Origin of the sequence: Streptomyces sp. NPDC127117, assembly GCF_042677325.1 — a bacterium.
GTDB lineage: Bacteria > Actinomycetota > Actinomycetes > Streptomycetales > Streptomycetaceae > Streptomyces.
In genome coordinates this window covers 1-26296 of record NZ_JBHXTM010000036.1, presented here as the reverse complement: position 1 = coordinate 26296, position 26296 = coordinate 1, and the positions used below count along the sequence as shown (strand labels likewise).

The 26296-nt window shown below is 68.7% G+C and carries 26 protein-coding genes and 2 pseudogenes; 16 read left to right on the top strand and 12 right to left on the bottom strand.

Going from position 1 to position 26296, the window contains the following annotated elements; genetic code table 11:
• Positions 1-19: 19 nt before the first annotated feature.
• Positions 20-499, bottom strand: coding sequence for a carboxymuconolactone decarboxylase family protein (locus tag ACFVH0_RS27410; protein ID WP_385824363.1), 480 nt, complete (start codon positions 497-499; stop codon positions 20-22).
• Between the two features lie 185 nt (positions 500-684).
• Between ACFVH0_RS27410 and ACFVH0_RS27405 the strand changes: the two genes are divergently transcribed.
• Entirely contained in the window at positions 685-1617 is a 933-nt protein-coding gene (locus ACFVH0_RS27405; RefSeq protein ID WP_385824361.1) for an RNA polymerase sigma-70 factor, read from the top strand.
• A gap of 653 nt (positions 1618-2270) precedes the next feature.
• Here ACFVH0_RS27405 and ACFVH0_RS27400 read toward each other — a convergent pair.
• Together ACFVH0_RS27400 and ACFVH0_RS27395 are read right to left on the bottom strand one after the other, a co-directional pair.
• Entirely contained in the window at positions 2271-3041 is a 771-nt protein-coding gene (locus ACFVH0_RS27400) for an HAD hydrolase family protein (protein ID WP_385824360.1), read from the bottom strand.
• A gap of 458 nt (positions 3042-3499) precedes the next feature.
• The gene (locus tag ACFVH0_RS27395; protein ID WP_385824358.1) at positions 3500-3952 is read right to left on the bottom strand and encodes a nuclear transport factor 2 family protein; all 453 of its coding nucleotides are present in this window, start codon (positions 3950-3952) and stop codon (positions 3500-3502) included.
• A gap of 332 nt (positions 3953-4284) precedes the next feature.
• Here ACFVH0_RS27395 and ACFVH0_RS27390 point away from each other — a divergent pair, with 332 nt between their 5' ends.
• Positions 4285-4713: a hypothetical protein gene (locus ACFVH0_RS27390; RefSeq protein ID WP_385824356.1), complete on the top strand. Its 429-nt coding sequence runs from the start codon at positions 4285-4287 to the stop codon at positions 4711-4713.
• A 449-nt stretch (positions 4714-5162) separates the two neighbouring features.
• Positions 5163-6566, top strand: a complete 1404-nt coding sequence (locus tag ACFVH0_RS27385; RefSeq protein ID WP_385824354.1) for a hypothetical protein — start codon at positions 5163-5165, stop codon at positions 6564-6566.
• Positions 6567-6691: 125 nt separating this feature from the next.
• Here ACFVH0_RS27385 and ACFVH0_RS27380 read toward each other — a convergent pair whose 3' ends face one another.
• Entirely contained in the window at positions 6692-7210 is a 519-nt protein-coding gene (locus ACFVH0_RS27380) for a proline dehydrogenase (protein ID WP_385824352.1), read from the bottom strand.
• A 542-nt stretch (positions 7211-7752) separates the two neighbouring features.
• Between ACFVH0_RS27380 and ACFVH0_RS27375 the strand changes: the two genes are divergently transcribed.
• The 4 genes and pseudogenes from ACFVH0_RS27375 to ACFVH0_RS27360 all read left to right on the top strand — a co-directional run bounded on the left by ACFVH0_RS27375 (position 7753) and on the right by ACFVH0_RS27360 (position 11443).
• Positions 7753-8421: an SGNH/GDSL hydrolase family protein gene (locus ACFVH0_RS27375; RefSeq protein WP_385824350.1), complete on the top strand. Its 669-nt coding sequence runs from the start codon at positions 7753-7755 to the stop codon at positions 8419-8421.
• Between the two features lie 550 nt (positions 8422-8971).
• The gene (locus tag ACFVH0_RS27370; protein WP_385824348.1) at positions 8972-9619 is read left to right on the top strand and encodes an HD domain-containing protein; all 648 of its coding nucleotides are present in this window, start codon (positions 8972-8974) and stop codon (positions 9617-9619) included.
• Positions 9616-10713 carry a GlxA family transcriptional regulator gene (locus ACFVH0_RS27365; RefSeq protein ID WP_385824346.1) on the top strand — a complete coding sequence of 366 codons (1098 nt, stop codon included), beginning with the start codon at positions 9616-9618 and terminating at the stop codon, positions 10711-10713. Before ACFVH0_RS27370 ends, ACFVH0_RS27365 begins: the two co-directional genes overlap by 4 nt.
• A gap of 68 nt (positions 10714-10781) precedes the next feature.
• Positions 10782-11443: pseudogene (locus tag ACFVH0_RS27360) on the top strand (ArsR/SmtB family transcription factor).
• A 46-nt stretch (positions 11444-11489) separates the two neighbouring features.
• Here ACFVH0_RS27360 and ACFVH0_RS27355 read toward each other — a convergent pair.
• Together ACFVH0_RS27355 and ACFVH0_RS27350 are read right to left on the bottom strand one after the other, a co-directional pair.
• Positions 11490-11594, bottom strand: a complete 105-nt coding sequence (locus tag ACFVH0_RS27355) for a transposase (RefSeq protein ID WP_385824343.1) — start codon at positions 11592-11594, stop codon at positions 11490-11492.
• 84 nt (positions 11595-11678) lie between these two features.
• A complete protein-coding gene (locus ACFVH0_RS27350) occupies positions 11679-12011 on the bottom strand; it encodes a glyoxalase superfamily protein (RefSeq protein WP_385824341.1) in 333 nt (110 codons plus the stop codon).
• Here ACFVH0_RS27350 and ACFVH0_RS27345 point away from each other — a divergent pair.
• Positions 12010-12546: a hypothetical protein gene (locus ACFVH0_RS27345; protein ID WP_385824339.1), complete on the top strand. Its 537-nt coding sequence runs from the start codon at positions 12010-12012 to the stop codon at positions 12544-12546. The genes ACFVH0_RS27350 and ACFVH0_RS27345 overlap by 2 nt on opposite strands.
• Positions 12547-12579: 33 nt before the next feature.
• Positions 12580-13218 (top strand): LysE family translocator, encoded by a 639-nt coding sequence (locus tag ACFVH0_RS27340; RefSeq protein ID WP_385824478.1) that lies wholly within the window; start codon positions 12580-12582, stop codon positions 13216-13218.
• Between the two features lie 290 nt (positions 13219-13508).
• On the opposite strand, the gene ACFVH0_RS27335 is transcribed toward ACFVH0_RS27340, so the two are convergent.
• Positions 13509-14069 carry a cysteine hydrolase family protein gene (locus ACFVH0_RS27335; protein WP_385824337.1) on the bottom strand — a complete coding sequence of 187 codons (561 nt, stop codon included), beginning with the start codon at positions 14067-14069 and terminating at the stop codon, positions 13509-13511.
• A gap of 727 nt (positions 14070-14796) precedes the next feature.
• Between ACFVH0_RS27335 and ACFVH0_RS27330 the strand changes: the two genes are divergently transcribed.
• The 3 genes from ACFVH0_RS27330 (at position 14797) to ACFVH0_RS27320 (ending at position 17897) form a co-directional block, all read left to right on the top strand.
• Complete coding sequence (locus ACFVH0_RS27330) at positions 14797-15681, top strand: GH25 family lysozyme (RefSeq protein ID WP_385824335.1); 885 nt, start codon at positions 14797-14799, stop codon at positions 15679-15681.
• A gap of 159 nt (positions 15682-15840) precedes the next feature.
• Positions 15841-16983, top strand: a complete 1143-nt coding sequence (locus ACFVH0_RS27325) for a glycoside hydrolase family 3 N-terminal domain-containing protein (protein ID WP_385824333.1) — start codon at positions 15841-15843, stop codon at positions 16981-16983.
• A 365-nt stretch (positions 16984-17348) separates the two neighbouring features.
• The gene (locus tag ACFVH0_RS27320; protein ID WP_385824331.1) at positions 17349-17897 is read left to right on the top strand and encodes a GNAT family N-acetyltransferase; all 549 of its coding nucleotides are present in this window, start codon (positions 17349-17351) and stop codon (positions 17895-17897) included.
• Position 17898: 1 nt separating this feature from the next.
• Here the strand turns inward: ACFVH0_RS27320 and ACFVH0_RS27315 are convergent, their stop codons facing one another.
• Entirely contained in the window at positions 17899-18027 is a 129-nt protein-coding gene (locus ACFVH0_RS27315; RefSeq protein WP_385824329.1) for a hypothetical protein, read from the bottom strand.
• A gap of 825 nt (positions 18028-18852) precedes the next feature.
• Between ACFVH0_RS27315 and ACFVH0_RS27310 the strand changes: the two genes are divergently transcribed.
• Positions 18853-19377, top strand: coding sequence for a TetR/AcrR family transcriptional regulator (locus ACFVH0_RS27310; protein WP_385824476.1), 525 nt, complete (start codon positions 18853-18855; stop codon positions 19375-19377).
• Positions 19374-20027 (top strand): hypothetical protein, encoded by a 654-nt coding sequence (locus ACFVH0_RS27305; protein WP_385824327.1) that lies wholly within the window; start codon positions 19374-19376, stop codon positions 20025-20027. The genes ACFVH0_RS27310 and ACFVH0_RS27305 overlap by 4 nt, the downstream gene beginning before the upstream one ends.
• A gap of 49 nt (positions 20028-20076) precedes the next feature.
• Here ACFVH0_RS27305 and ACFVH0_RS27300 read toward each other — a convergent pair whose 3' ends face one another.
• The 4 genes and pseudogenes from ACFVH0_RS27300 to ACFVH0_RS27285 form a co-directional block, all read right to left on the bottom strand.
• Positions 20077-20754: an esterase/lipase family protein gene (locus ACFVH0_RS27300; RefSeq protein WP_385824325.1), complete on the bottom strand. Its 678-nt coding sequence runs from the start codon at positions 20752-20754 to the stop codon at positions 20077-20079.
• A 136-nt stretch (positions 20755-20890) separates the two neighbouring features.
• Positions 20891-21145 (bottom strand): annotated as a pseudogene (locus ACFVH0_RS27295) (arsenic resistance protein); the annotation flags it as partial.
• A gap of 115 nt (positions 21146-21260) precedes the next feature.
• The gene (locus ACFVH0_RS27290) at positions 21261-22217 is read right to left on the bottom strand and encodes an aldo/keto reductase (RefSeq protein WP_385824323.1); all 957 of its coding nucleotides are present in this window, start codon (positions 22215-22217) and stop codon (positions 21261-21263) included.
• The gene (locus tag ACFVH0_RS27285; protein ID WP_385824321.1) at positions 22214-24160 is read right to left on the bottom strand and encodes a hypothetical protein; all 1947 of its coding nucleotides are present in this window, start codon (positions 24158-24160) and stop codon (positions 22214-22216) included. Before ACFVH0_RS27285 ends, ACFVH0_RS27290 begins: the two co-directional genes overlap by 4 nt.
• A 110-nt stretch (positions 24161-24270) precedes the next feature.
• Here ACFVH0_RS27285 and ACFVH0_RS27280 point away from each other — a divergent pair, with 110 nt between their 5' ends.
• The gene (locus ACFVH0_RS27280; protein ID WP_385824319.1) at positions 24271-25095 is read left to right on the top strand and encodes an amidohydrolase family protein; all 825 of its coding nucleotides are present in this window, start codon (positions 24271-24273) and stop codon (positions 25093-25095) included.
• 326 nt (positions 25096-25421) lie between these two features.
• The gene (locus ACFVH0_RS27275) at positions 25422-26240 is read left to right on the top strand and encodes a GntR family transcriptional regulator (RefSeq protein WP_385824317.1); all 819 of its coding nucleotides are present in this window, start codon (positions 25422-25424) and stop codon (positions 26238-26240) included.
• Positions 26241-26296: the final 56 nt, after the last annotated feature.

The following is a 26296-nucleotide window of genomic DNA, read 5'->3' as shown; positions in this document are numbered from 1 at the left end:
GTCGCGTGTTGCCTGCCGGTCAGTTCGACGTACCGGCGAACATGCCGGGCTCGTACGAACCCCCGGGATTGTGGACGATCACGTTCATCCGGGTGGCCGCATTGATCAGGGATACCAGGCAGACCAGCGCACCGACCTGGTCGTCGTCGTAGTGCTTGCGCACCTCGGCCCAGGTCTCGTCGGACACACCGTGGTCGCCGAGCCGGGTGCCCTCCTCGGCGAGCGCCAGCGCCGCGCGCTCGGCCTCGGTGAACACGGTGCTGTGCCGCCAGGTGGCGACCAGGTTGAGCCGGAGCGCGGTCTCACCGGCGGCCGCGGCCTCCTTTGCGTGGGCGTCGACGCAGAAACCGCAGCCGTTGATCTGACCGACCCTCAGCTCCACCAATTCCTGCAGGGCCTTCGGCAGCGTCGACTCCTCCAGGACCAACGAGGTGCTGTAGAACCGCTTGGCGATCTTCGCGGCGGTCGGGCTGTCGAACAGGTTGAAGCGAGGTTCCATGATGTCGTCCTCCGTTGTGGTGTTGCGTGCTGCTGCACTGGATGAACACAAGATGCCGACGGCCCGATCCCTGTGACAGCACGATGATGTGGGGTGTGTCACCGGTCGCGGGTGTCACAAAGCGGTGGGGGCCGGCGTCTGGTGCACGGCACAGTTGAGAGCGAACGAGCGGGCAGGAGCCGATGATGGACGACCGAACAACGAGCGACCGGACAAGGGGCCTGTCCGAGCCGGACGCACATGACGGCCTCATGGACATCGTCACGGAGGCGTTCGTCGCCCATCGCAATCTGCTGTTCACCGTCGCCTACGAGATGCTCGGCTCGGCCGCCGACGCGGAGGACGTGCTCCAGGAGACCTGGCTGCGGTGGGTCGGCGTCGATCTCGACACGGTGCGGGACCAGCGTGCGTACCTGGTTCGGATCACCACCCGGCAGGCGCTGAGCCACCTGCGTACGCTCGGCCGCCGCAAGGAGTCCTACGTCGGCCCCTGGCTGCCCGAACCACTGCTCACCGCACCCGATGTGGCCGAGGACGTCGAGCTGGCGGACAGCGTCTCGATGGCGATGCTGCTGGTACTGGAGACCCTCGCGCCGACCGAACGGGCGGTGTTCGTGCTGCGCGAGGTGTTCGACGTCGAGTACGACGAGATCGCCGAGGCAGTCGACAAGAGCCCGGCAGCGGTCCGCCAGATCGCCCACCGCGCACGGGCACACGTTGCCGCGCGCCGGCCGCGCGGGGTCGCGTCCGCCGACGAGATCCGCCGCACCGTCGAGGCGTTCGGGCGGGCGGTCGAAACGGGAGACCTGCAACGCCTGCTCGACATCCTGGCACCGGACGTCGTCCTGCTGACCGATGGCGGCGGTGTCGTGCGGGCCGCGCTGACGCCCGTCGTTGGGGCCGACGAGGTGGCCCGCGTGCTGGGCAGGATCGCCGCCGCGATGTCGTTGCAGCCGACACAGGTGAACGGTGACCCGGCGCTGATCGTCCGGCTGGCCGGCGAGATCGACACCGTCATGGCGATGCGCATCGACGACGGCCTCGTCACCGGGCTCTACGCCGTGCGCAATCCCGAGAAGCTGTCGCATCTGGAGCAGGAGACCACTTTGCGCCGCTGAGCCTTCCCAGCAGAACGAGCCCGGACAACTGGATGGTGGTGCGTGGAAGGATTAGACCGACAGATTGGGCGAACCGACGTCCGGTAGAAGCTGCTCCGGCCGGTGCCGTACATGCTCGCCCTGACGGGACCTGCCGAAGGAGCTGGGTCGACGGGACGGTACGCCGGGCCCGTCAACACGCAGCCGGCACGCCAGGACGTGAGAACGGTCGCCCTGAACTCGCCGATCACGCCATTGACCGGTTCCGCGGCGGGCTGAGCACCAAGATCCACTTGGCCGGCGATGCTCACGCCCGTCCGCCGAGGATCGTCGCCACAGCAGGCCATGCAGGAGACTCGCCCGCCTTGGCGAGCATCATGGGTGCGCTTCGCGTGCCGTGCGCCGGACTCGGGCGCCCGCGTCCGCGGCCCACATGGTGATCGCGGACCGCGCGCACTCGTCACACACGATCAGGGAGCATCTGCGCCGACGGCACGTCCGCACGATCATCCCGCAGCCCGTTGCCAGATCCACAATCGACAACCGCTCGAAGCAGTGGCGTGGCCCGGCCCGGTCCGGCTATGCGCACCGACAGACTCGCCGCCGTCGACCACGCCCCGCTTCATTTCACGGCCGTCCTCCTGCGGTGTCGCAGTTGACCCGGGACACGGCTCTCAGGCTGTGGGCGTCACTGCGGCAAGCCTGGAGATCTCGGCGGCGACAGCGCCCGGGTCGGGGGCGACGGTGACACGGGCTACGTCGTCCAGACCGGGGTGATTGCCGACGCGGACCGAGTGCCGCGCGTTGCGCAGCAGGTCGAGGTCATTGATGTCGTTGCCGAAGGCGTTGTACTGGTCGATGCCCAAGGAGGAAAGTGCCTCCCACTTGTTCGTGGTCCCCGGGGCGAAGTCGATGATCGCCTCGTCGAGGTGGTGATTGACAGTCATTCCGAGCGTACGGCCGGCCTCGGCGAGGGCTGCCATGTCGCTCGCATCGACCACGAGGAACTTCACGACGGCGGGGAGGTCGGCGAGGTCGACCTGGCGGGCGAGGCGGCCTTGGTCGACGCGGTCGAGGATCGGGTGGCCGTCCGGCCCGGTGTAGGCGTAGTCCCACGGGCCGTCGGCGAGGTAGCCCGCCCGGAACCGGTCGGCCTCGACCAGCAGCTTGCCGAGGTCACCGGCCTCGAACGCGGCCCGCGCCCGGACCCGGCCGTCGACAGAGACGAGGCTGCCGTTTCCGCCGATCAGCGTGGCGCCGGGGAAGGCCCCGTCGAGGACAGGCAGGAGGTCGCGGACCGGCCGGGCAGAGGCGAAGACCAGCTGGAAACCCGCGCTCTCGCAAGCCTCGATGGCAGTCAGGATCCGGCGGTCGATCGTTCGTCCGTCGAAGCAGAGCGTGCCGTCGATGTCGAAGACCGTGGTACGAGCAGTGGAAGTGATCACGGTGGGATCGTATCGAGCCGGTGCCGTACCCGATCTACCGGTCGCGGTCGCCAAGCCGTGACTCCTCCCGGCCACTTACAGGCATGCAAGGCGCAAAAGGGGCACAACTCGGGTCGCGGACCGCGGACTGCGGGCCCAGAGCGAAAGGACTCGTCGAGCCGGCCCGGAGCGCCAGGTCAGGGGCCACGCACGGGGCGGTTTCCTCCCGGTCCAGGTTCGCGGCGGCCGACGGCTCTCGTCCTTCTCCCGGCTCGGCGTGTTCACCCTGTCCACCGTGTTCGCGCCGCCCAACATGTGGGCATCACCACCGAGCCGGACGACCATTGGCTTCGGACATTCGCGGGGCGGGCTGACGACCTCGCTCCATATCACGACTGAGCACCGGTCGAGTGTTACGAGGTGACCGGGCCGGTCCGCAACCATCAACGAGTGGCTGAGACCACTCCCTCCGCACGTGGCTACCGGGCCTCGCTGCTCTCCGTGTCGAACGCCTGGGCAACGGCGAGACTGTCCTCGTAGACGTGGTGCCGGGTGACCAGTCCGTGCTCGATCGTGAGATGCAATGCGAACCGCGCGCGGTATGCGCGCCCGGTGGACCGGGCGGTTTGGCGGATCTCGCCGAGCACGACCGCGTCATTGCCGTCGATGAGGATGCGCTCGACCTGGGTGGCGGCCTGCCCGGGCACATGGTGCTCCGCAAGCTCGCGGTAGTGAGCTGCGGCGTCGTTGCGTGTGCACCGGTGCCGGATCCATGGGGTGGCAGTCCGGCCGTGTTCGGACTCCGGCCAGTCCAGTTTCCAGTCGCCGCGTTCGGCGTACAGCTCGGCGATGTGGTCCGGGTCGCCCTCGCCGATCCGGCGCAGTAACTCCTGCACCACGGAGCGGGTGGTCGTGGGCGTGTTCAAGGACATGGCCAATCCTTCCGTTCGGGAACCGCGCGTCGACGCGGCGAGATCACATTCTCTCCGACCCTGACTGCCCACAACGATTACCTCTCGGGTAATGGTCGTCGGGGTCCGCTTCTGCAACAGCCCCGATGCCATGGCTGACGGCCTTCGCTGCCCTGTCGGCCGTGCGGCGCGTCGGTCGATGTCCTCCGGGGTCTGCCGACGACATCGAGGGCATGGGTGCCCGGTCCGCCATCGTTCCGCCCGCCACCACGATGCGCTCCCCACTGGGCTGTTGACCGCCGACACCGGGCCGCCCGGAGAACGGTTCGACGGCTTCGCGGAGTCCTGACACCGTGGCGCACCTCGAGCCGGTGACCGCTGCGGACGTGCAGCATATGCAAGGGCTGGCGCAGCGTCTCACCGCCACCCGTCCGGACCTGGTGAACAGTAATGCGGCGTTGGGAGAGCCGGCCGAGGCCTGCCAGGGCATTCGGCGGACCGCGCCGTACCGTGGCGACCTGCACATCGTGGTGGAGGTGGCGGACGGAACGATGGCGGCCTCGATGATCATGTGGCTCGACGAAGTGAACAGGACCGCTGAGTTCGAGCCGGTCGGGACACATCCGGACCACCGGTGTCTGGGGCCGGCAAGAGGGATGCTTCTGCACGGGATGCATCTGGCGCGGGCGGCCGGGCCAGGCAGATGGCGGTCGCCTGTCTCGGTGCGCCGGGGCATCCTCGGGCGCGCGGGCTGTATCACGGCGTCGGGTTCCGGGAGCTGACCCGGGATGCGTCGCTGGTCAAAAGCGAGACTTCGGGCTGAGAGCTGTCCGCCCGGTTACCCCTTGACGAGAAGTGCTGGGCCGCGGTGTGCGCGCGAATGCGTATCGGCCGGAGAGTCAACTCAATGCTGGATGACTCACCCTCATAGTGGGTGAACGAGGGGGCCCGCGCTGGCGTTTTCAGTCGTTTGTGCAGATGACAGTGGGCAGTGGTGGGACCGATGTGCTTCGAGTGACACGGGCGCATCGGTGTATTCGAGTGCTTCGCGATCGGCGGCAGTCGCGGACTCCGGGAAACCCCTAGCTCCGATTTGGCGGAGAACCATCGAAGGCTCATTCTCCGCACCCCTTCAGTTGCGCTGTCATTTCGGCGGTCCTGATTCCGTCACGACGCACGTCCCACGGTGTTGTCGCCGGAGTCCAGCAGCGCCGAAAGTGAAGGTGGAACCGTGACCACACCTCCTCCCGCCCCGATCCGGATCGCACTGGCCAATGGGAGCTTCGAAGAGCCCGTCGTCACCGGCGTCGAGATCCTGCCGGATGCCTCGCAGTCCCAGGCGACCAAGCGGGTACCGGGCTGGCTCACCACGTCGACCGACCACATGATCGAACTGTGGCGTTCCGGTTTCAATGGCGTGCCGGCCGCGGATGGCTCCCAGTTCGCCGAACTGAACGCACGCCAGGTCGCCACGCTCTATCAGGACCTGCCGACCACACCTGGCTCCAAGCTGTACTGGCGGCTCTACCACCGGGGGAGGGCCGGCCAGGACACCATGGCTCTGGACATCGGCGTACCGGGCTCCGCGGTCGAGCAGCGACGCTTCACCGACGGCAACACCGCCTGGGGCTACTACACCGGCACCTACACCGTCCCAGCGGGCCAGACGCTGACCCGCTTCGCGTTCCGCTCCGTATCCGCCGCCGGGGGAAACCAGTCCATCGGGAACTTCCTGGACGGAGTCTTCTTCGGTACCGCCCCCCATGTGGTGTTGACCAAGATCGCCGTTCCTGTAGGACCACTGGAGGTGGGTGATGTCATCACCTACCGCATCACCGCCCGGAACGAGGGCGGCGGAGCGGCCGAGGCGCTGACCCTGACCGACGTCATTCCGGCCGGTACGACGTACCTGCCCGGATCCTTGCGCATCGTCGACGGTCCCAACACGGGACCGAAGACCGACCGGACCGGTGACGACGAGGCGTACTTCGATGCCCAGGGGAACAGAGTGGTCTTCCACCTGGGCAACGGAGCTTCCAGTACCGAGCCGGGCAGCCTGCCCAGCACCGAGACGCTGCCGGGCGGCACCACCTTGGAATACCGGGTCACCATCGACCTGGTCAGCGCCGGCCGTCAGATCACGAACACCGCCGGGGCCACTTACGAGAACCGCCTCGGACCGACCCCCGAGCCACTGACCGCCACCTCCGACGAGACGGCCACCGAGGTCAACCCGGCCGCCGACCTGACCGTCACCAAAGCAGCCGACGAGACCACCGTCACCGTCGGGCAGACCGTGACCTACCGGATCACCGTTCGTAACGCCGGGCCGAGCCAGGCAACCGGCGTCACCATCACCGACCGACTCCCCGACAACTTGACCTTCCTGTCCGCCGCACCCAGCCTCGGCACCTACGACCCGGCGACCGGGCATTGGACCGTCGGGAACCTGCCCGAAGCCGGCAGCGCAACCCTCGTGCTGCGAGCCAAAGCCACCGCACCCGGTCTGACCACCAACGCCGCCATCGCCACTGCCAACGAGAAGGACCCCGACCCCACGAACAACACCGACTCCGTCACCATCTGCATCGAACGTGCTCCCGCTTGCTGTGACCCCTGCTCCACAGAGAAATAGCTGAGCCGCACGGCCCGCTCGCCACCGCGAACCGCGTTCCCACCATGTCCTCGGCCCCGGCCTGCCGGACGCCGGGGCCGGGGCAGGTCGTCGAGTGCTCTGGTGGTCGCGGTCAAGAGCAGAGGTCAGCTGGTATTGCCGATGACGTTGCGTGCCGCGAGGCGGAAGTCCTTGACCGCTTGGTAGAGGATTCGCTCCCGTTCGGCGGCGAGGGCGGTGTCCTCGGTTTTGTCGGTGGTGTCTCCGGCGCGGGCGTTCTCGACCATCCGGCGCATGATGTGCGAGAGATCGGCGGAGGCGTGGGCGACCCGTTCAGTGGCTTTTGCGAGGGAGGCGGGCCCTTCGAGGAGGACGACTTCGGTGGCGCGGTGGACCTCGCGAGCCAAGGCGATGAAGCGGCCTGTCTTCTCGTCGACGTCGGGCAGGTCGGGACCGTCCGGACGCAGCGCGTCGAGTACGGCGTCCATGGCGATGTCGCGGTCATGGAGAGCACTGAGGTAGCCGGCGTATGCGTCACGGCGGTGCTGGCGGCTCCAATGAGCATGCTGGGACCGTGCCTGTGCACGGCCGTTGACGACCGCGGCCCCGAGAGTGGTGGCGGAGCCGACGGCGGCACCCAACAGTGCGGCAAGTCCTGAGTCCATGGTGCCCATTGTGCCGCTCTCGCCGTTCGTCCTCTTCGCCGGGGCTTCGTCCTCCTGTTGTGATGGGCGGGACCGCTGAACGCCTCACCGGTGGAGAGGGCGTGTCCTGCATTGTGAGGGGTAGTCGGGTTCTGGTTCTTCGGATCCACCGGCTTTTCGGACAACTCGGTGGAAGTGGTTCACAACGCGGGGCTCAGCCTCATGGGACGGCCGACGAGTGGCACATGAGTGGTGTCGTGCGACGGGCGACTCGTCTGCGGACCATGGACGACGAGCCGAATGCCCGCTTGCAGGGCGCAGCTTCGAGCTTGGCCCGCTCAGGGAACCGAAGGAGACAGTCCCTGTGGGTTGAGCGGGCCGAGCCCCCCCCGCAAGCCACCCTCGTGACTGATCGGCGCTCTGATCAGGGGCGATCGGACGATGGCGCCATGGTGTCGGTGGGATATCGGCGCTTTTCGGTCCGACGTCGGTGGGGTCCGGCACCTTTGGAGAGGTCCTGCCGGGTACCCACCCGGCTGTGAGCCGGGATTCAAGGAGCGCACATGACGATCACTGTCCGACCGGGAAGCACCGTGATGTTCACCGGCGATTCGATCACCGACTGCCAACGTCTGAAGAGTGAAGACGGTCTCGGGTTCGGCTACCCGTTGCGCATCGCGGGAGACTGGGGACTCCGCAGCCCGGACCGGCCCGTGACCTGGCTGAACACCGGGATTGGTGGCAACAAGGTGATGGACCTCGAAGCCCGCTGGCAGACAGACGTACTCGACGCGCGCCCGGACATCGTGTCGATCCTCGTCGGTGTCAACGACATGGGCTGGCACACGCTGGACCCGAAGGGGTACGTGATCCCCGTGGAGGAATTCGAAGCGGGTTACGACCGCCTGCTCGCGCCCCTCGCCGAGGTGGGCGCGGAGCTGATCCTCATCGAGCCGTTCCTCCTGCCGATCCACGAAGTCGTCGAGGCCGGAGCCGGTGCCGCTCTCATCGGGGAGGAGGAGCGGAAGGAATGGCGTGCCGACCTGGATCCGAAGATCCAGGCCGTGCGTAGGCTCGCCCGCAGGTACGGTGCACAACTGCTCGCCGCCGACGCCATGTTCGCCGAGCTCGCCGCGACGACCGGACCGGAGCGCTGGTCCGAGGACGGCGTACACCCGACGCCGGCCGGTCACGCGGCACTCGCGGCGGCCTGGCTGCGTCTGGTCGCGTGATCGGGCCTCGCGACCGGGCGCGACATCAGGTGCTGCGATGGCGATCGGCTCTACCAAGCAGTTGCTCGGGTGAATGACTGCCGGAAGCCGGTGCAGTGCATAGGCCCGGGTCCGGAGCAACCATTCTCGGCCGTTCTCCGCGGCCGTGGGCTGGAGCAGGAGCTGCCCGAGGCGAGTGGGGCTACTCAGAGTGACACGCAGGATCGCCGGCAAGTGTGCCGGGATGGGCGTTGATGGTGGTGGGCCGTCGCGGCCCGTGGGAGAACTGGCCGGGGAGTGGGCGCAGCGGCTGCTGAATCCGCTGGTGGGGTGGCGTGGGGTGGTGTGGCTGATGGCTTGGTTCTGCCTGCCTGACGGCTCCAGGCGAGAGACCTGCCCTGAGGCCGAACGGGCGCCCCCGTCCCGCCTGCGACCCGCGCCATGTCCGCATCTGTGGCATGCCCGGCCGTACAGCCATGGCGCCAGGGGCGTGCGCGGCGGATGCTGAATGGGTCGGCGGTCACGCCGGCGACACGTGGCAATTCACGTACGGAAGGTCCGGGTGAGCAGGATGAACAGTGATGGTGTTGCAGTGGCGGGTGTGTCCGTACCCGACACGAAGCTGGCGCGCGAGGCGGACGAACTGGTGCGGGACACGACGAGCGAGCTGATCTATCACCACTCGCGGCGGGTGTTCTTCTTCGGGGCGCTCCAGGGCCGTAACCGCGACCTCTCGTACGATCCCGAACTGCTCTATGTCGGCGCTCTGTTCCACGATCTGGGGCTGTCCGAGCGCTTCCATGGCAGCGGTCGCCGCTTCGAGGTCGACAGTGCCGACGAGGCTCGGCGGTTCCTGGCGGCGCGGGACGTTCCGCAGGACAGTGTGCGGCGCGTGTGGACTGCGGTCGCCCTGCACACGACGCCGGGGGTGCCCGAGTTCATGGAGCCGGAGGTCGCGCTGGTGACGGCGGGTGTCGAGTACGACGTGCTGGGCATCGGCTACGACGACCTGTCCGAGGCCGACCGTGCGGACATTGTCGCCCTGCACCCGAGGCCCGACTTCAAACGGCGCATCCTTGCAGCCTTCACGGACGGGGTCGCCCCGAAACCGGAGACAACCTTCGGCAATGTGAAGGCAGACGTCCTCGCCCACTACCTGCCCGGCTTCGAGCGCGGTGACTTCGTACGGACGATCCTCGACTCGAAGTGGGATCAGTGAGCCCGAGCGGGCCGGCGGCGGCGACCGTCGTGATCGTTGCTTTCGACGGCGTACAGCTCCTCGACGTGACCGGGCCGGCCGAGGTGTTCGCCACGGCCGGCACCGCCGCCGGACCCGCCTACGATGTGCGCATCGTGTCACCGGACGGCGCCGACGTCAGGACGTCGTCGAGCGTGCGGATCGGTGTCGACGGCGGTCTGGACCCGCTGCCGCGCCGCATCGGTACGGTCCTGGTCCCCGGGCGCAGCGACTGGCGCGTCGCCGTGCACGACGTGGACCTTGTCCGCTTCACGACTCAACTCGCCCGCCGGGCAAGGCGGGTGGCATCCGTATGCGCTGGCGCCTTCCTGCTCGCCGAGGCCGGACTCCTGGACGGCCGTCGCGCTGCCACCCACTGGCGGCTCGCCGCAGAACTGGCCGCCGCCTACCCGGCGGTCACCGTCGCGCACGACCCGGTCTTCGTGAGGGACGGTCCCGTCATCACCTCGGCCGGAGTGACCGCGGGCATCGATCTGGCGCTCGCCCTGGTCGAGGAGGACCACGGAGCCGACACGGCCCGCGACGTGGCGCGCGAACTGGTGGTGTTCATGGCCCGCCCCGGCGGGCAGTCGCAGTTCAGTGCCCGTCTCGGTCCGCTCACCGGGCACCATCCGGCGGTACGGGCCGCGATGGACGCGGCCGGAGCCGACCCGCATTCCGCGGCCGACGTCACAGCTCTGGCCCACGCCGCCGGTGTGAGCTCCCGCCACCTGACCCGGCTCTTCCGGGCCGACACCGGAATGACCCCCGGTCAGTACGTCGAGTCCGTGCGCCTGGAAGCGGCCCGTGCCCTGCTCGAAGGCGGCGGCGACTCGGTCGAACACATCGCGCAGGCAGCCGGGTTCGGCTCGTCGGAGAGCATGCGCCGGGCGTTCCAGCAGGTGTTGGGGGTGGCACCCTCGGAGTACCGGGCACGATTCCGCTCCACCGACTCCGCTGATTCCACCGACGTGAGCGGCGCTCGGCGGCGCCTCGTACAGGTTGGGCAGGGCGGGGATCCGGATGGCTCGGACGAAGAACCGGACGATGCTTCGCGGCTACGAGCTCAAGGGTGACAGCGTGTTCCGAACTGCCGGCCGTGTCGCCCGGATGCACACCCTTGCCCCAGTCGGCGAGCAGACCCATGGCTCTGTACCCATGTCTCGGGTTACGAGATCACTGCCTGGCGTTGCTCGACGGCCGGGCATGGACTGCGAACGAGCTCGCAAGCCATGTCGGCGTCGCGCCTTCGACCGCGACCTCGCACCTGAACCTGCTCGTCAGCGGCGGAATCCCCGCCGAGGAGCGGCACGGACGTCACCGCTACGTGCGAGTGGCCGACCGCCGGGTGATCGAGCTGATCGAGGGCCTGGCCGCACTTGCCCCGCAGCACACCGCCCGACCGCGTTCACTGCCGGCCTCCGCCTGTCAGCAGGCACTGACCCGTGCTCGGCTGTGCTACGACCACCTCGCCGGAACCGTCGCGCCGGCGATCACCGACGCGATGGTAGGGCGCCGCCTGCTGGAGTGGGGCCCGAGCCCGGGCTGACCAGCGGGGGAGCGGCCTGGCTGGCCGAGGTCGGCATCACGGTGCCGAGTGGTTCACGTCGCCCGCTGGTGCGTGTACGCCTGGACCGGACCGAGCGCCGCCCCTATCTGGCGGGTGGGGTACGAGCCGCCCTGTGCAGCCACGCACTCACCGTCGGCTGGGTTACGCGGATCGGCACGACCCGCGGCCTCGCCGTGACCACCACCGGCCGCCGGGCATGGAACGACCACCTGGGCCTGACGCCGGATGATCTCTGATCCTGGGCAGCCGTCGGAATGGCACTCGCCGGATGGTCCGATCGGGTCACGGTGCCCCGGTTTCAAGCCGCCACAGCACGCCGTTGAGTACCTGTCGGTGATCAATCCAGGGACGGCCACGCCGGTCCACCTCCGGCAGCAGGGGCTCCATCTGCCTTTACGCCGCGTCCGACACACGCGACCGCTCACCCTTCGCCGCCCGGCACAGTTCCGCGCAGCGCGCTGCTGATCCGGCTCAGTCAGTCGGCGTGCCGATCCGTAGGCGGTTGCCGTCAAGGTCCTGAAGCTCAATCTCACGCGCCCATGGGGCGTCCTCCACCTGCGCGCCGAATTCAGCCGCGACAGCCTCGACATCATGGACACGCATGTACACCAGCGTGTCGGGACGGGCGTCGCCCGTGTGTTCCGACAAGAACAGCCGGACCTGTCCCCGGGCGACCTCGACGAACGCGGGTAGTTCCGGTTCGAAGCGGTGTTCCCACTGCTTGGTGAAGCCCAGACGGCCGTACCACTCGACCGCCGCCGCAGCGTCCTCGACACGAAGAATGGGGATGACTTGCTCGTCCATGTGCCCATCATCTCAGGCCAATCCGGCAGGGTCGACGCCGCTTGATACAGCACTGGAGTGGGGCGTCGGCGCCCGTCCGGTCTTCGAGGCGAACGATCGTCGGGACGGCTTCCGAGACCTGTTCGGGTGGGGCCACCTGCTCCCGGCGCGGCAGCTGGCCGAGATGAAGCGGACCGTCGCCGTGAGCGTCGAGGTCCAACAGCTGTGGCCCGGTGGCCGATACCGGCTCGGCCTGGCCGAACGCCCCCTGAGCTGCGGAGGAACCTACTGGGGACACGAGGGTGGGGATGGCGGCTACATCACTCTCAACGGTGTCACCGACGACGGTGGGCGAAGTGCTGTGGTCTCCATGTCCGAGGCGCGCGGCGACACCCCACAGCACATACTGGCCCAGGAGAACGCGGCCGGCGCCCTGATCGACCACGCACTGTGCGCCGGGAACCCGGCACGGGGCAGCCCGCAGCACCACCACGTGATTCGAACCGGACAGGTTCGTGCCGGCGTATGCGTGCTCTGCACGACGAAAAGGGGATGAGGGGCGAACCCGGCCCGTGCTTGGATGACCACCATGGTGTCTGCTGAGCGCTTGCTCGCCTTCGCGGCTATGTCGTTCCTGCTGATCGTGGTCCCCGGGCCCAGCGTGCTGTTCGTGATCGGTCGGGCGCTGGCGCAGGGGCGCCGGGCCGCGCTTACCACGGTGGTGGGGAATACGTTGGGCGCCTATGTGCTCATCGTGGCCGTTGCCCTCGGGGTCGGGTCGATCGTGGAACGCTCTGTCCTTGTCTTCACGGTGTTGAAGCTGGCCGGTGCCGCCTACCTGGTGTACCTGGGCGCCAAGGCGTGGCTGCACCGTGGTTCGTTGCAGGCCGCGATCACCGGTGACAAGGTCGCGCAAGGTGGCTCGCGTACGTTGTGGGAAGGGTTCGCGGTCGGTGTGGCCAACCCCAAGACCATTGTGTTCTTCGCCGCCGTGCTGCCCCAGTTCGTCGACCGCACCCAGGGGCACGTTGTGGTTCAGATGCTGCTGCTCGGCCTGGTCTTCACCATCATTGCGGTGGCCTCCGACAGTCTGTGGGCACTGGTCGCGGCAACTGGACGGAACTGGTTCGCCCGTTCGCCCCAGCGGCTCTCTCTGGTCGGCGGCGTCGGCGGGCTCACGATGATCGGCCTGGGCGTCACCGTCGCCGCGACAGGACGCAAGGACTGATCCTGCATCAGGCACGACAGGCCGGCCGGGGTGTGTCCTGGGCGGCGATCGGTCGTGGCGAGTCGTGGTCGGGCCTGTGTGCCGTTGCCGGCGCTGTTGAGGCTGGGTCCGCCATGGGTTCCGTCAGCCCCGTCCACGAGCCCGGGTCGATTGTGATCCGAACTGCCCTCGGCACTGGTACCGACGAGGACTCTCAGTTGCCGTGACGCAGTGTCATGGCAAGGTCATGCCCGAAGCAGTAGCGATGCGCCTATCCGCTCCACCGCACACCGGTGGCTTCCTGGTGGCGGCTATCGGGGTGTGGTGGCGTTGAGCCAGTCGTCGACGGTGACGACGTCGGCCCACTGCGGGAACAGCTTCTCGGTGAGGAATCGGTGAACCTCGGCGTTGGTGTCCAGGCAGGCGTCGGCGAGGACGGTGAGGCCGAAGTCCAGGTCGTTGGCCTGGCACAAGGTGTGCAGCACCACGGCGCTGGTGGCGATGCCGGTGAGGACGAGGCTGTCGATGCCCTGTGCCCTGAGCACCACGTCGAGGTCGCTGCCCGAGAAGGCGCTCGCCCGTCTCTTCGTGACCACCACCTCACCCGGCCGGGGTGCGACATCGGGGTGGATTTCGGTGCCGGGGTCGCCCTCGACGTGGAGCCCGGCTCGTGCGACGGCGGTCAGTGCCCTGTTGCGCGGGCCGACTTCCGGGAAACCCGGGCGCAATGCGATGACCACGTAGACGACAGGAATGTTTGCCGCCCGGGCGCCGTCGATCGCCCTGCGCAGGCGCGGCAGGTACCCGGAGCCGTCGTCGACAATGTCCACGACGGCTCGCTGGACGTCCATCACGAGAAGTGCGCTGCTCATACGGTCTCCAGGAAGGCATTGGTTCGGCGCTGAAGCGGGACGGGTTCTCCATGCTCGGACAGTGCACGGCCGAGGGCACCGTGGCAGTGTGCCTGCCGGGAACGATTTCCGCCAAGTGGGCTGCCAGGGCGGTGCGGTGCGGTCCGTTCTGGGCAGCGGGATGGACCACCACGGGGCTCTGCGACGGCGGTGAGTTCACGACCGCGGCGACTCCGTGCGCCACAAGCGCCTCGATCCGGACATCGACACGGCATCCGGGCATTGGGCCAGGTCGCGATGGCGAGTGCATTGCGACCTGGCCATTGCAGCGGCAGCCTCGCTGACGACGCGGCACCGGTTGCCCCCGATGCTCGGTGCCGTGCCCCGCCCAATCGGGGCAAGGCCATGGGGTCGATCTGTCAACCCCCGTGCAACGCCCTTCACTTGAAAAAAAGTTCTGCCGACATCGATCCGTTTCCGCAGCTCACCGTAGTGCGATTAGGTCTAGACCACTAACGAACCGGAAAACTGTTTACCGAGCACGCCTTCCCGTGGCTCACTGTGTCGTGTTCGCGTCAACCGGACGCGCGTAGATCCCTCCGCGGGAAGCGCGTGGCCGACTCCTCCTGACCGGATGCACGCTGACCGTTCTGTTTGCCGCGCCCCCTCACAGGCGCGCTGAGATCCGCCGCACCGAAGGACCGCTCGGCACCACTGAATCCCGCCCCCCACCAAGCAGGAGGAAACCTTGTTTCCCAGGAACCTTTCCCCCAAGTCCGTACAGCAAAGACTCACTCTGGCCGGTGTCCTCGGCACGAGCGTCGCACTGACCCTCAGCCTGATGTCGGGTACCGCTTCCTCGGCGCCACTGCCCTCCGGTGGCGCCGTGCCGCAAGGCAAGGGTTACATGGGCGTGGGCTACGTCCAGGACAGCAAGGACTTCAAGCCGGACACCCGACAGCTGCACCTCGACGCGAAGCCGGACGCGAACCTCCTGGCGAATCCCGTGGGTGTGGACGTCTCCAGCTGGCAGGGCGGCATCAACTGGGGCTCGGTCCGCGGTGCGGGTATCGAGTTCGCCTGGATGAAGGCGACCGAGGGCACCACGTACAAGGACCCCACGTTCAGTGCCAACTACCTGGGCGCCTACAACGCCGGTGTGATCCGGGGCGCGTACCACTTCGCCCGGCCCGACGTGTCCGGGGGCGCGGCGCAGGCGAACTTCTTCGCGAGCAACGGCGGCGCCTGGTCCCGCGACAACCTGACGCTCCCCGGCGTGCTGGACATCGAGGGCACCTGCTACGGGAAGACGCCCGCGGCGATGCAGTCCTGGATCCTCGACTTCTACAACACGTACAAGGCACGCACCGGCCGCGATGTCGTGATCTACACCAGCCCGAGCTGGTGGAACTCCTGCACCGGCGGCTGGACCGGCATGTCCGCCAGGAGCCCGCTCTGGGTGGCCCACTGGACCTCCGCGGGAAGCCCGAGCATTCCGCAGGGCTTCCCGTTCTGGACCGTCTGGCAGTACACGTCCACCGGCTCGGTGAGCGGCATCTCCGGGAACGTCGACCGCGACCGCTTCAGCGGCGACCGCTCACGCCTGCTGGCTCTGGCCAACAACACCCCGTGACGGCGGGCCCGAGCGCGCGGTGATGACCTCCGGGGGGCCGGTGACCCCGGCGTGATCGGCACCACGGGTCGGAGCGGACCGACCGACTGATCTGCTCCGGCCCGGAGCTCCGGCCGACGGCCCGGCCGGGCACAACGACAGTTCGTGAAGGAGAAAGTCATGAGCTCCACACCGAAGCCCCTCAGCAGGCGCGGCGCTCTGCTCGCCGGAACGGTGGCCCTGGCCGGCGGGATGGGGCTGGCCGGCCGTACGGACGCGGCCGTGCGAGTTCCGGAAAGGGCGCGCACCCCCTTGCCCACCCTGACCCCGCAACAGCGCGCCGGGCAGTGCGTCATCCACTCCTACCCGGGACTCACGCCCCCGGCCCGGCTGATGGACGCGATCAGGGAGGGCCGTACGGCCGGGGTGATCTTCTTCGGGGAGAACATCAAGAGCCTGAGCCAGATCGAGGGCGTCATCCAGGAGATGAACGAGGCGAACGCCTCCGCCCCGGTGAAGGCCCCACTGCTTCTGATGACTGATCAGGAGGGAGGCATGGTACGCCGCTTGCCCGGCGAGCCCGTGCTGTCCGCGAAGGACGTCGGTGCCTCGACGGACCCGGAGGGACAGGCGGAGTTCACCGGCAGCGGTGCGGGCATGAACCTCGCGGGCGTCGGCATGAACGTCAACCTGGCGCCGGTGCTCGATGTGTACCGCACGGCCGGCGACTTCACCGACCAGTATGAGCGGTCGTACAGCAAGAACCAGGATGCGGTCGGCGCATGCGGCGCGGCCTTCATCACCGCACAGCAGGACGCCGGGGTGGCGGCCACCGCCAAGCACTTCCCCGGCCTCGGCCCCGCCTCCGCGAACCAGAACACCGATCTGGGGCCCGTCACCCTCACCACGTCCGCGTCGACGCTGCGCAGCGTGGATGAGGTGCCTTACCGGGCGGCGATCTCGGCCGGGACCAAGCTGGTCATGCTGTCCTGGGCCGTCTACCGGGCATTGGACGCCGACCGGCCTGCGGGACTGTCCCCGACCGTGGTCGGCGAACTACGGAACCGGCTCGGCTTTCCGGGCGTGACGGTCACCGACGCCCTGGAGGCCGGGGCTCTTCGGGCCTACGGCAGCACGGCGGAGCGCGCCGTACTGGCAGCCGCGGCCGGGATGGACCTGATCCTGTGCTCGGCCCGTGACGCAGCTCAGGGGGAAGATGCGGTGGCCGCGCTGAGCGAGGCCCTGGCAGCCGGCACTCTCGACGGGACCGCCTTCGACGCGGGCGCCGAGCGCGTCAATGCCCTTCGCGGCAGTCTGTCCTGACCGACCCAACACGCATGCCGGTCAGGGACACACTGCAGAAAACGCAGGTCCGCCGACGGAGCCAGGTGCTCCGGCAGCTGCCGTGGAGGTGCCGGAGCAACGGACAACGAGACACCCTCGTGCCGCGCCGTGCCGTGCCGTGCCGTGCCGTGCCGTGCCGTGCCGTGCCGCGCCGTGCCGCGCCGCGCCGCGCGCGAGGGCGACCTCGACACCATTACGCACACGGGCCGGGGCGCCGAACCCGACACTGCCGAACACCCGAGTACGCACATACGGATGGTCGCTCCCCGGCCGAGGCGTCCGGTGCTTTCCAGCAACCACGACCCGCGCCGAGCCCCGCTACGCACAGGCTCTAACGTTGGTCCATGCTCAAGATGCCGACACGGGTCGAACTGCGCCCGCTCACCCTCTCCGACCAGGACGAGTTCTGCACACTCGTGCGGGCCAGCTCCGAGTTGCACCTGCCGTGGATGCGACTGCCCGCGACCGCGGAGGAGTTCCAGGGCTGGATGCGCCGCTTCGACGACGGCACCAACCTGGGCTTTCTGGTCCGTGTACGGGAGACCGGCGTGGCCGCCGGCATGGTCAACATCAACTCGATCATCCGGGGCCGCTACCAGGGCGCGTCCATCGGCTATGCGGCCTTCGCTCCGTCCACAGGGTGCGGATACATGACCGAAGGGATTGCCGCCACCCTGGAACATGCCTTCACCGACCTGCGGCTCCACCGGCTGGAGGCCAACATCCGGCCGGCGAACAAGGCATCCCTGGCCCTGGTCCAGCGGTTGGGCTTCCGCTACGAAGGGGTCTCGCCCGCCTACCTCTACATCAACGGGGAATGGCGGGACCACGAACGCTGGTCCATCACCGCACCGACCCCTTGGACAGCCGACCCGTCCCTTCCCGGGGTCTGAGTCACACGGCGCCGCTCCCTTCGGCCATCACGGCCGTCATCGGTCTGCTGCTCGGGCTCTTCGGGTTGCCGACCGTGGTGAACTCTCCGACGGCCGGGTCCGTGACGATCACGGAAACCTTGACGGCCACGGCCACCACCACTGTCGAGGCGTCGCCCCACGACGAGTTCGGTCTCCAGACCGTGACGCTGGGGGCAAGTCGTACTCCAACGCCATGGTTGTCGGATACCCCTGCCTGCCCGGTGCCGAGTACAGCATCAACCAGAAGTACAAGAAGCTCGTCCTTACCGTGGGCCTGGACGACAACGCCGTGGCCGTGAGCGGGAAGCCGGCGGTCATCGGGGACGGGAAGACCCGTAAGAACATCATGCCGGAGGTCAACAAACCGCGGTGTCCGGGGAGCCGCTGTCGGCGGGGGCCGTCGTCCCTCGCGTTCCGGTCGGGGATCGGCCCGCCGGCGACGAACGCGTGCACTTCGGTTCTCATGGGCGGATCTTCCACTTCCGTTGTCATCGGGGCGAGGCGCCTTCGCTCTTGGACCTTGACGGCTAACACTGTTAGCCATTACGTGACGCCGGATGGCTAGCGGCGTTAGCTGTCTGGTGTCACGACAAGGGGGCCACAGTGAACACCGCTACAGTCAGCAGCACTTCGTGCGGCAACGTCCCGTCCCAGGCACTCCGGGGCACATGTGGGGTATCCGTCCTCCCTCCCGGGGCACTGGCGGTCGTCGGAGAGGTCGGGGAACCGCCTGCCGTCGCCGCGCTCATGGTTCTCGCCGGGGCGGGCACATTCCGGCATAGCCGGGTGAGGCGCACTGCGGGAATTCGGGGTGCCCGGATTCCCGCATCCCCGGGTTCCGTCATCGTTCGGATCTCGGGTTCCGGAACCGGACGGTCCGCCGGCATGGCGATCGCGCGGGCGACCCGCCGTGGCTGACCGCGCGCAGCAGATCATGGCCGCTGCCCGCGAATTGCTCGACGCCGAAGGCCCCGATGCGTTGTCGATGCGACGCATCGCCGCACGTGTCGGGATCCGGGCGCCCTCTCTGTACAAGCATTTTCCCGACAAGGCCGCTGTCGAGGCCGGGCTCCAGGCGCAGGGTATGGCCCAGTTGGCGGAAGACCTGGAAGCGGCCGGAGTCGAGATCGGCGTTGAACAGCCCCTTCTTGTGCTCGCCCGCGCCTACCGGCGGCACGCCCTCGCCGGCCCCCACCTCTACCGCATCACCCACACCCAGCCGCTCGGCCGCACCGCCCTCCCCGATGGACTCGAAGACCGTGCGGCCATGCCGCTGGCCCGTGCGGTGCACGGTGACATCGACATCGCGCGCTCGTTCCGGGCATTCGCGCACGGCATGGTCGTGCTCGAACTCGACGGCCGCTTTCCGCCCGACGCAGACCTGGACGCCGCATGGCGCACCGGCTGCGACGCGTTCACCCAGGCAATTCGGAACAAGACCCCGGGAGACTCCGCGTGATCACGATCACCCAGGAGCGTGGTTCCGGCATCACTGCCCGGGCCGCCGGCTACACACATGCCGGGGCATGGATTCTCGGGTTTGCCGCCGTACGGGGAGCCGCGCCCGAAGTCGGCGACCCACACGCCGCGATCGCGAGCGCGTATGCCGACCGGCCGGTCCAGTCCGTGGCCCAGGCGCTGCTCGTTCACGGTGTGGCAGCCGTCGGCCTGCTGGTCATCGGATCCGCATTACTGGACCGGTCCCGCCGAACCGGCAGCGCTGCGGCCCGCTCGGCCGCATGGGCCGGGAGAGTTGCGGGGGCGCTCGCACTCGTACAACTCGTCCTGGAACTGATCGCGGTGTCCGGAGCCGACCCGGCGTCACCGGATGGAACCGGCGCACTGTTCGATGTGGTACAGAGTGCGGACGGCATCGAGATGCTCGCGCTCGCCGTGCTCGCAGCGGCTGCCTGCACGGCCTCGCGGCACGGCACACTGCTGCGGCGTCGGGAGGTCGTCATCGGCTGGGCCCTCGCCGCCACGATCACCGTCTCCGGCATCGGCTATCTGCTCCTGTCCACCGCCTTGACCCCGATGGCGTACGTTTCCCTGCCTCTGCTGCTGCTCTGGACCGCCGTACTCGGCGCGGCCCTCGGGCGTCGGCCCTGAGCTCGGAGTCCAGGGTCCTGGACCTGGACCTCGCCCCAGGACAGGAGGATCACTTCACGATGGCGTGCACCTGGTCCGCGACGGCTGGATCCGTCAGCAACTCGTTGTGCTTGAGGCAACCGGTCTCGACGTTGGCAGCCCCGTCCAGCATCGTGCTCGTGGTCGGACTGATCTGTTCGTCGCAGCCGGAACGGAACGTGGTGTACCGCGTGGATCCGGGCGTCGGGTCTGCTTCGTTGAGGTGCTGTACGACGTACGATCCGGGCGTCATGTCCCTGCACCCCTGGTCCCAGAGAGCACAGAGATATCCCAGGCTCGTGCCGTGGTTGGGGCCGGCCAGGGACACCCAGTTCCGGACGGTGGTCCCCCCACCGCCGAACTTGATGTACCAGCGGGACGGGAGGCTGCCCAGGCTGTGGGCGACGATGTCGACCTGCTCCGCACCGGTATCGTCGAGTACGCGGCTGACATAGTCCGCCAGTTGACCGCTCAGGACCTCGTTGGTCGACCGCGACGTGTCGTACTCCCAGGCGAAGAATCGGCTCTTCGGGTCACCCTCGGACTCGAAGCGGCTGATCATCGTGTTCCATACCCCGGCATCGCTATTGCGACCGTGCACGAAAATGACCGGCGTCCCGGTGGATGCCGTCGGGGCTGCGACGGCCGGCGCGGACACTGTGAGGGCGGCGACGAGGGCCGACGCTGCGGCGATTCCTGGATGACGCATGAAGAAGTCTCCTACTCTGCTCCGGCCTCGTGGCCGGTCGGACTGCGGGGTCACGATGAGTCGACATGATCGGGGACGCGGACTCTCGTTGGAACCGTCATGCGCGACCCGATGCATCAGGACACTCCCGGCGAGGGGCCTGGCCGGAGATGGCGCCGAAGGTGGCGATGGCGACCGCGACGGCCAACTCGAAGTTGTTGCCCGCGGCGGTGAACACCGGCGTGGTCGCCTTCGGGTAGCCGAAGGCGACCACGCGACCGAGGGCTATCGAGCCGGCCCACATCAGCGTGAAGTGCACGGGCAGCGGCAGCGCTATCCGCACTGCGTCCAGCGGTTGCGAGCTGAGGGCGTCGCTCTGGGGAGCGAGGAGGACGACGATGGTGAAGAGCAGATCGAGCCGCACTTCACTCTGTCCGACGAACCCGGGGCCGGACCGGGCCGAGTGCTGCGACACCGTATCCGATCAGCCGTCCCTCACCCCGGCCGCCCGGCCTTCCGCGGCGGCCCTACTCGCCGTGCTCCTCCAGCAACTGTTCGGGCACGAACCCGGCCTCCGCCAGCCGTTGCCACAGCTCGGCCGGGATCGGGAAGCGGGAAGCCGCCGCGTTCGCCGTCACCTCGGCCGCCGAACGGCAGCCGAGGACCACCGAGTTGACGGCGGCGTGCAGCAGAGGGAACTGGATCGCCGCTGCGGGCAGCGGCACCCCGTACACCTCGCACAGCGCCCGGCATTGCCGCGCCCGCTCCAGTGTCTCCGCGGGAACCGGCCGGTAGTTGAACATGGCGCCGGGGGACGGGTCGGCCAGCAGGCCCGTGTTGAAGACGCCGCCGACGACCACCGCCGTGCCCATGTCGGCGCACAGCGGCAGGAGAGTGGTCAGCGCCCCGTGGTCGAGGAGCGAGAAGCGGCCCGCGATGAGTACGACGTCGACCTCGAACTCCGCCACGTACGAGGCGAGCGGGCCGCTGTGGTTCATGCCGAATCCGATCGCCCGGATCAGCCCCTCGTCACGCAGCTTGCGTACCGCCGGATAGGCGGTGCGGCGTATCTCGTCCGGAAAGTCGTCCGGGTCGTGCAGATACAGGATGTCGATGCTGGAGCGGCCCAGGCGGGTCAGGCTCGACTCCAGGGACTCGCGGATGCCGCGCTCCGTCCAGTCGGTGATCACCTCACCGGGTGAACCGTCCGGTCGGGGGCGCAGCAGCCAGCCCGTCTTGGTGGAGATCACCGGGCCGGTGCCGCCGGACGGGGGCAGCAGGCGGCCCAGACGTTGTTCGGCCAGGCCGTGTCCGTAGCGGGGTGCGGTGTCGAAATACGTGATTCCTGCCTCGGTGGCGGCCTTGAGGGTCGCCGCGGCGTCCTCTTCGGTGACCTCCTCGAAGAGCCCGCCCAGAGGAGCGGTGCCGATGCCGAGGCGGGGCAGGGTGAAGGGCAGCCGGCTCGTTGCGGCGTTGTCGGTCATGCCGTCTCCCACGGGGAGGCACAGGCCGCGCGGCTCGCGCGCAGCGTCATGGTCAGGGTCAGCCGGATCCTTGAGTTCCCGGGAAGGCCGACGCGGAAGTACGGCCCGTCGACCGGCCGCTCCGGGCCGTCGTCCACACGGACGGTGGCGACATGGTGCTCGGCGAACGACCCCGCCTGCACCAGCAGGGAGCGCGCCGTCCCGCCGAGATTGACGAGCTCCACCACCGTGTGGTCCGGGCGGATGTCGGACACCAGCGCGGCGACGTCCTGCGGCAGGCCGGGGCGGCGGGCATCCGCGTCGTGATAGCGCACATGCAGTTGGGCGAGGCCGCCGTTGTAGAGGACCTGCGGCGAACCGGTGGTCAGCTGCAGCAGAGCCTCCGTCACCACAGGGTTGAGGTGCTGCCAGTGGTGGATGTCCAGGGCGTCGGGGCCGACGGCCGGATCGACGGTGTCGTTCTCGATGGCCTCGACCCGCTCGGCGCAGCTGGCGAGGGCGCTGCGCAGCATCCGCTGGGGGAAATGCGGGTTCCGCCCGTGCAGGAATTCGTACCAGGGCTCCTCGTGCCCGGCTTCGTCCTTGATCCGCTGGGTGTGCACGGTCGTCCAGTCCCATCGGGACTCGGCGCGCAGGTGCTCGATCCGGTCCCGGTCGGCCTGATCGCGGCTGAAGTGCCAAAGCGCGAGAGGAAGTTGACCCGGCATGACGGTGAAGTCGAACCAGCCGGAGTCGTTGTGCCGCTGGGGCACCATGAGGGTGCGCTCGGCCGCCATCGCGCGCAGGTGCGGCTCCCAGCGCTCGCCCAGGGTGCCCATCTGATCCGCGCCGCGCAGCTCGGCGTGGCGCAGCACCGCGTCGAGCGGATTGCGGGCGAGGTCCAGGAAGCCCCGGTCCCCGGTGAGGAGCGTCGCGTTGGCGGCGCCGATGACGGTGGCGCTGCCGACCGGGGACAGCCCGTGCGGCCACGACCAGCCGTAGTGGCCGCCGTACCAGCGGCCCTCCATGTACTCGCCCACCACACCGTTCAGGCCGACGTTGTCGGGCACGACGTCGCGGCCCGCGAGCCGCTCCTGCCACACGCCGACGTACTCGGCCACCCAGTCCGCGTAGCGCTGTTCTCCGCTGAGCAGGAAGGCGTTGGTGGCGAGGCCGGTGGCGGCGAGGTTCACGATCGTGTCACCCCGGCCCATCCGGTCCCACATCGTGCGGCCGTACGCGCGGGCACGCTCGGGCGAGGAGGCCAGGTCGTCGAAGGACGTGACGTCGTCGACCCCGTCCAGCGGCAGACCGTACGGGCTCAGGGCCAGGCTCCACGGGAAGTACGCCTCCTCGTCGCTGAAGCCGAAGCGTGGTCCCGCCGAGCCGTTGTGAGGGGCGCGCAGCAGACGGTGCTCGGGGTCGTAGTTGGGACCGCCGGGAAGGTAGAAGTCGGCGAAGCGGACGGCGAGTTCGCGCAGCTCGGCGTCCTGCGGATCCGCCAGGCACAGACCGTAGAAGAGGAGCAGTCCCTCGCCCTGGTGGAACCAGTCGTAGCCGCGCTCCAGACCCTCGGCGAGCATGCCCATCTCGGTGAGCTGCGCGGTGACTCCGCGCCAATGGCGCCGAGCGGCGGACAGCAGCTCCGCGCTGCCGCCGAGCAGATAGAGCGTCGGCCAGTTGAAGAACGGCTCGTAGAAGTCGTCCACGCCGTCCCGGCCGTCCATGCCCTGGCCGAGCGTGTCGCGGAAGACGAGGCGGCCGTCGCCCTCGGTGTAGCGGTCGGCGAAGAGTCGCCATGCCTTGTCCTGGACGGCGAACAACTCCCTTTCCAGATAAGCCCACTCGGGGACCTCGCTGACGCGCCGGGTCGCGGTCAGCAGAGGTCCGTGCGCCTCATCCGTGCTGTGTGCGTCGCCGGTTCGTTCGGGCCTGAGCATCGAGAACACCTGCACCCTCGTCATGTACGGATTGAACAATCGCCCATCGATAGCCGATAGTTAGACTCGTGGGAGGGGAGTCGAAGTGTCAATACTTCGGAGCGGCCCCGACAGACCCGAGGAGGAGGCGCACCATGATCGACTGTCATGTCCACCTGTGGGATCCGGCCCAGGGGTTTCCGTGGATCCGGCCGGGCGGCGAGCACCATCGCGCTTTCGGCGAGGAAGACCTGGAGCAGTCGGGTGCGGGCCTCGACCTGACCGGAGCGATTCTCGTCGAGGCGTCGCGCGGCGATGCGGGAGAGACGCTCGCCCTGCGTGAACTGCGCCGTCGCCGCCCGGACCTGGTCACCGGATACGTGGCCAATCTGCACGTCCACGGCGCGGACGGGCCCGATGCCTTCCGTGCCGCTCTTCAGGAGCTGGGGGACTCCCGCCCCAACGGGATGCGGATCGGCGGTTCCTCGTGGACGGATACCCCCGAGCCGGCCCGCGCGCTCGTCCCCGTGCTGGCCGAATCGGGCGTCGCGCTGGAACTCAACCTGCACCGGGGAGCGTTGACGGCCGCCATCGACATCGGTGCCCGGCATCGCGGGCTCACCCTCGTGGTCGACCACCTGGGCAACGCCCCGGATCCGCGCACACCGGAGGCGGGGGAGTGGTTCCGCGATGTCGAGCGAGCCGCCGCGAGCCCGAACGTGGTGGTGAAGATCTCCGGGCTGCTCACCCAGCAGCACGGGCTTCCGCCGCAGCGCATCGCGCACATGGTGCGACACGTCGTGGACACGCTCGGACCCGACCGCTGCCTCGTCGGTTCCGACTGGCCGATCTGCCTGCCGCGCGGCTCACGGGCCGACTCGCTCGCCATGTCGCGGCTCGGGCTGTCTCATCTGGCGGCCGATCAGCTCGATCGCGTACTGCGTACGAACGCGGTCCGGGTGTACGGGCTCGGTGGCTGAGCCCGGAAGACTGATGCGGGCGTGGCCGATGCGCATGTGGCCGATGTGCATGTGGTTGACGTCCGCGTGGTTGACAGTGCTCGAACGCCCCTGATTCGATTCCCTCGATGATCGATAGGCGATGAAGAGTGACCGACTTCACCTCGCCGAGAGTCGGTCCCCACCTCCGGGAAGAGGCCCGATGGCACATTTCGACCCGCTCATGAGGTTGTCGAACGGGAATGACCGAAAGACAGGCAGCTGGAAACCTCGATGTGACTCCATCGAGAGAAGACGGGCGCGTATTATGTCGCAACTGACGTGCCCCAGTGCAGGATTGGGTATTCATGGCATCTAATGCGTCGGGTGGATTCGTCTCCACGCTGGCCACCAACAAGGACCGGTTCCGCAAGACCCTGATCTCGGACCAGGTGTACGAACTGCTCCGCCAGGCCGTCGTCGAGGGCGATCTCGCGCCGAACGACCGTGTGGTCGAATCGGAGATCGCCCGGCGGCTCGGCGTGAGCCAGGCCCCGGTGCGGGAGGCGGTCAAGCGGCTCGCCCGTGAGGGCCTGTTCACGCACGTCCCGCGCCGCGGCCACTTCGTCGTCGAGATCTCCTCGCAGGACGCGGAGTACGCCCGTCAGGTCCGCGAGCCGCTGGAGAGCCTGGCCGCCCGGCTCGCCACCGAGCACATCACCGAGGAACAGCTCACCGAGCTCGACGCCCTGGTCGAACGCATGCACGAGACGGTCGCCGCGAACGACGTCAGCGGTTTCCGCGACGCCGACATAGAGTTCCACACCCTGGTCAGCCAGTACGCGGGCAATCCGTTCCTGGCCCGGATGTGGGAGGTCATCGAGCCGAGCCTGCGTACCCTGCGGGCCATCTCCGACCCGCTCTTCGAGGGCGACTGGTGCGCGATGGCCGACGAGCACGGCCGTCTCGTCGGCCTGCTGCGGTCCGGGGAGCCCGACAAGGCGGCCGCGGCCTTCGCCGACCACGCCGCCGGGCGCGGGCCCGTCCCGGACGCGCGGGAGGCCAAGAAGCCGCGGAAGAAGGCCGCCGCGACGAAGCCGACCGGGGCCGGCCGCACGACGGCCGGGAGGACAGCGGCCAAGAAGAGCGCGGCCGTGAAATCGGCCGCGAAGCCGAAGCCGAATTGACCGACCGGCTGTGGGGCGCCCGCGCGCGAAAAGGAGCGGGCCCACACCCGCGAGGC

Bases quoted from the DNA above. Each gene is read 5' to 3' on its own strand.
- ACFVH0_RS27290 (WP_385824323.1), bottom strand. From the start codon at position 22,217: ATGACCGACAACGCCGCAACGAGCCGGCTGCCCTTCACCCTGCCCCGC.
- ACFVH0_RS27325 (WP_385824333.1), top strand. From the start codon at position 15,841: ATGAGCTCCACACCGAAGCCCCTCAGCAGGCGCGGCGCTCTGCTCGCC.
- ACFVH0_RS27395 (WP_385824358.1), bottom strand. From the start codon at position 3,952: ATGTCCTTGAACACGCCCACGACCACCCGCTCCGTGGTGCAGGAGTTA.
- ACFVH0_RS27405 (WP_385824361.1), top strand. From the start codon at position 685: ATGGACGACCGAACAACGAGCGACCGGACAAGGGGCCTGTCCGAGCCG.
- ACFVH0_RS27320 (WP_385824331.1), top strand. From the start codon at position 17,349: ATGCTCAAGATGCCGACACGGGTCGAACTGCGCCCGCTCACCCTCTCC.
- ACFVH0_RS27335 (WP_385824337.1), bottom strand. From the start codon at position 14,069: ATGAGCAGCGCACTTCTCGTGATGGACGTCCAGCGAGCCGTCGTGGAC.
- ACFVH0_RS27285 (WP_385824321.1), bottom strand. From the start codon at position 24,160: ATGACGAGGGTGCAGGTGTTCTCGATGCTCAGGCCCGAACGAACCGGC.
- ACFVH0_RS27375 (WP_385824350.1), top strand. From the start codon at position 7,753: ATGACGATCACTGTCCGACCGGGAAGCACCGTGATGTTCACCGGCGAT.
- ACFVH0_RS27370 (WP_385824348.1), top strand. From the start codon at position 8,972: ATGAACAGTGATGGTGTTGCAGTGGCGGGTGTGTCCGTACCCGACACG.
- ACFVH0_RS27410 (WP_385824363.1), bottom strand. From the start codon at position 499: ATGGAACCTCGCTTCAACCTGTTCGACAGCCCGACCGCCGCGAAGATC.
- ACFVH0_RS27310 (WP_385824476.1), top strand. From the start codon at position 18,853: ATGGCCGCTGCCCGCGAATTGCTCGACGCCGAAGGCCCCGATGCGTTG.
- ACFVH0_RS27345 (WP_385824339.1), top strand. From the start codon at position 12,010: ATGTGCCCATCATCTCAGGCCAATCCGGCAGGGTCGACGCCGCTTGAT.
- ACFVH0_RS27355 (WP_385824343.1), bottom strand. From the start codon at position 11,594: ATGGAGCCCCTGCTGCCGGAGGTGGACCGGCGTGGCCGTCCCTGGATT.
- ACFVH0_RS27350 (WP_385824341.1), bottom strand. From the start codon at position 12,011: ATGGACGAGCAAGTCATCCCCATTCTTCGTGTCGAGGACGCTGCGGCG.
- ACFVH0_RS27380 (WP_385824352.1), bottom strand. From the start codon at position 7,210: ATGGACTCAGGACTTGCCGCACTGTTGGGTGCCGCCGTCGGCTCCGCC.
- ACFVH0_RS27340 (WP_385824478.1), top strand. From the start codon at position 12,580: ATGGTGTCTGCTGAGCGCTTGCTCGCCTTCGCGGCTATGTCGTTCCTG.
- ACFVH0_RS27300 (WP_385824325.1), bottom strand. From the start codon at position 20,754: ATGCGTCATCCAGGAATCGCCGCAGCGTCGGCCCTCGTCGCCGCCCTC.
- ACFVH0_RS27275 (WP_385824317.1), top strand. From the start codon at position 25,422: ATGGCATCTAATGCGTCGGGTGGATTCGTCTCCACGCTGGCCACCAAC.
- ACFVH0_RS27280 (WP_385824319.1), top strand. From the start codon at position 24,271: ATGATCGACTGTCATGTCCACCTGTGGGATCCGGCCCAGGGGTTTCCG.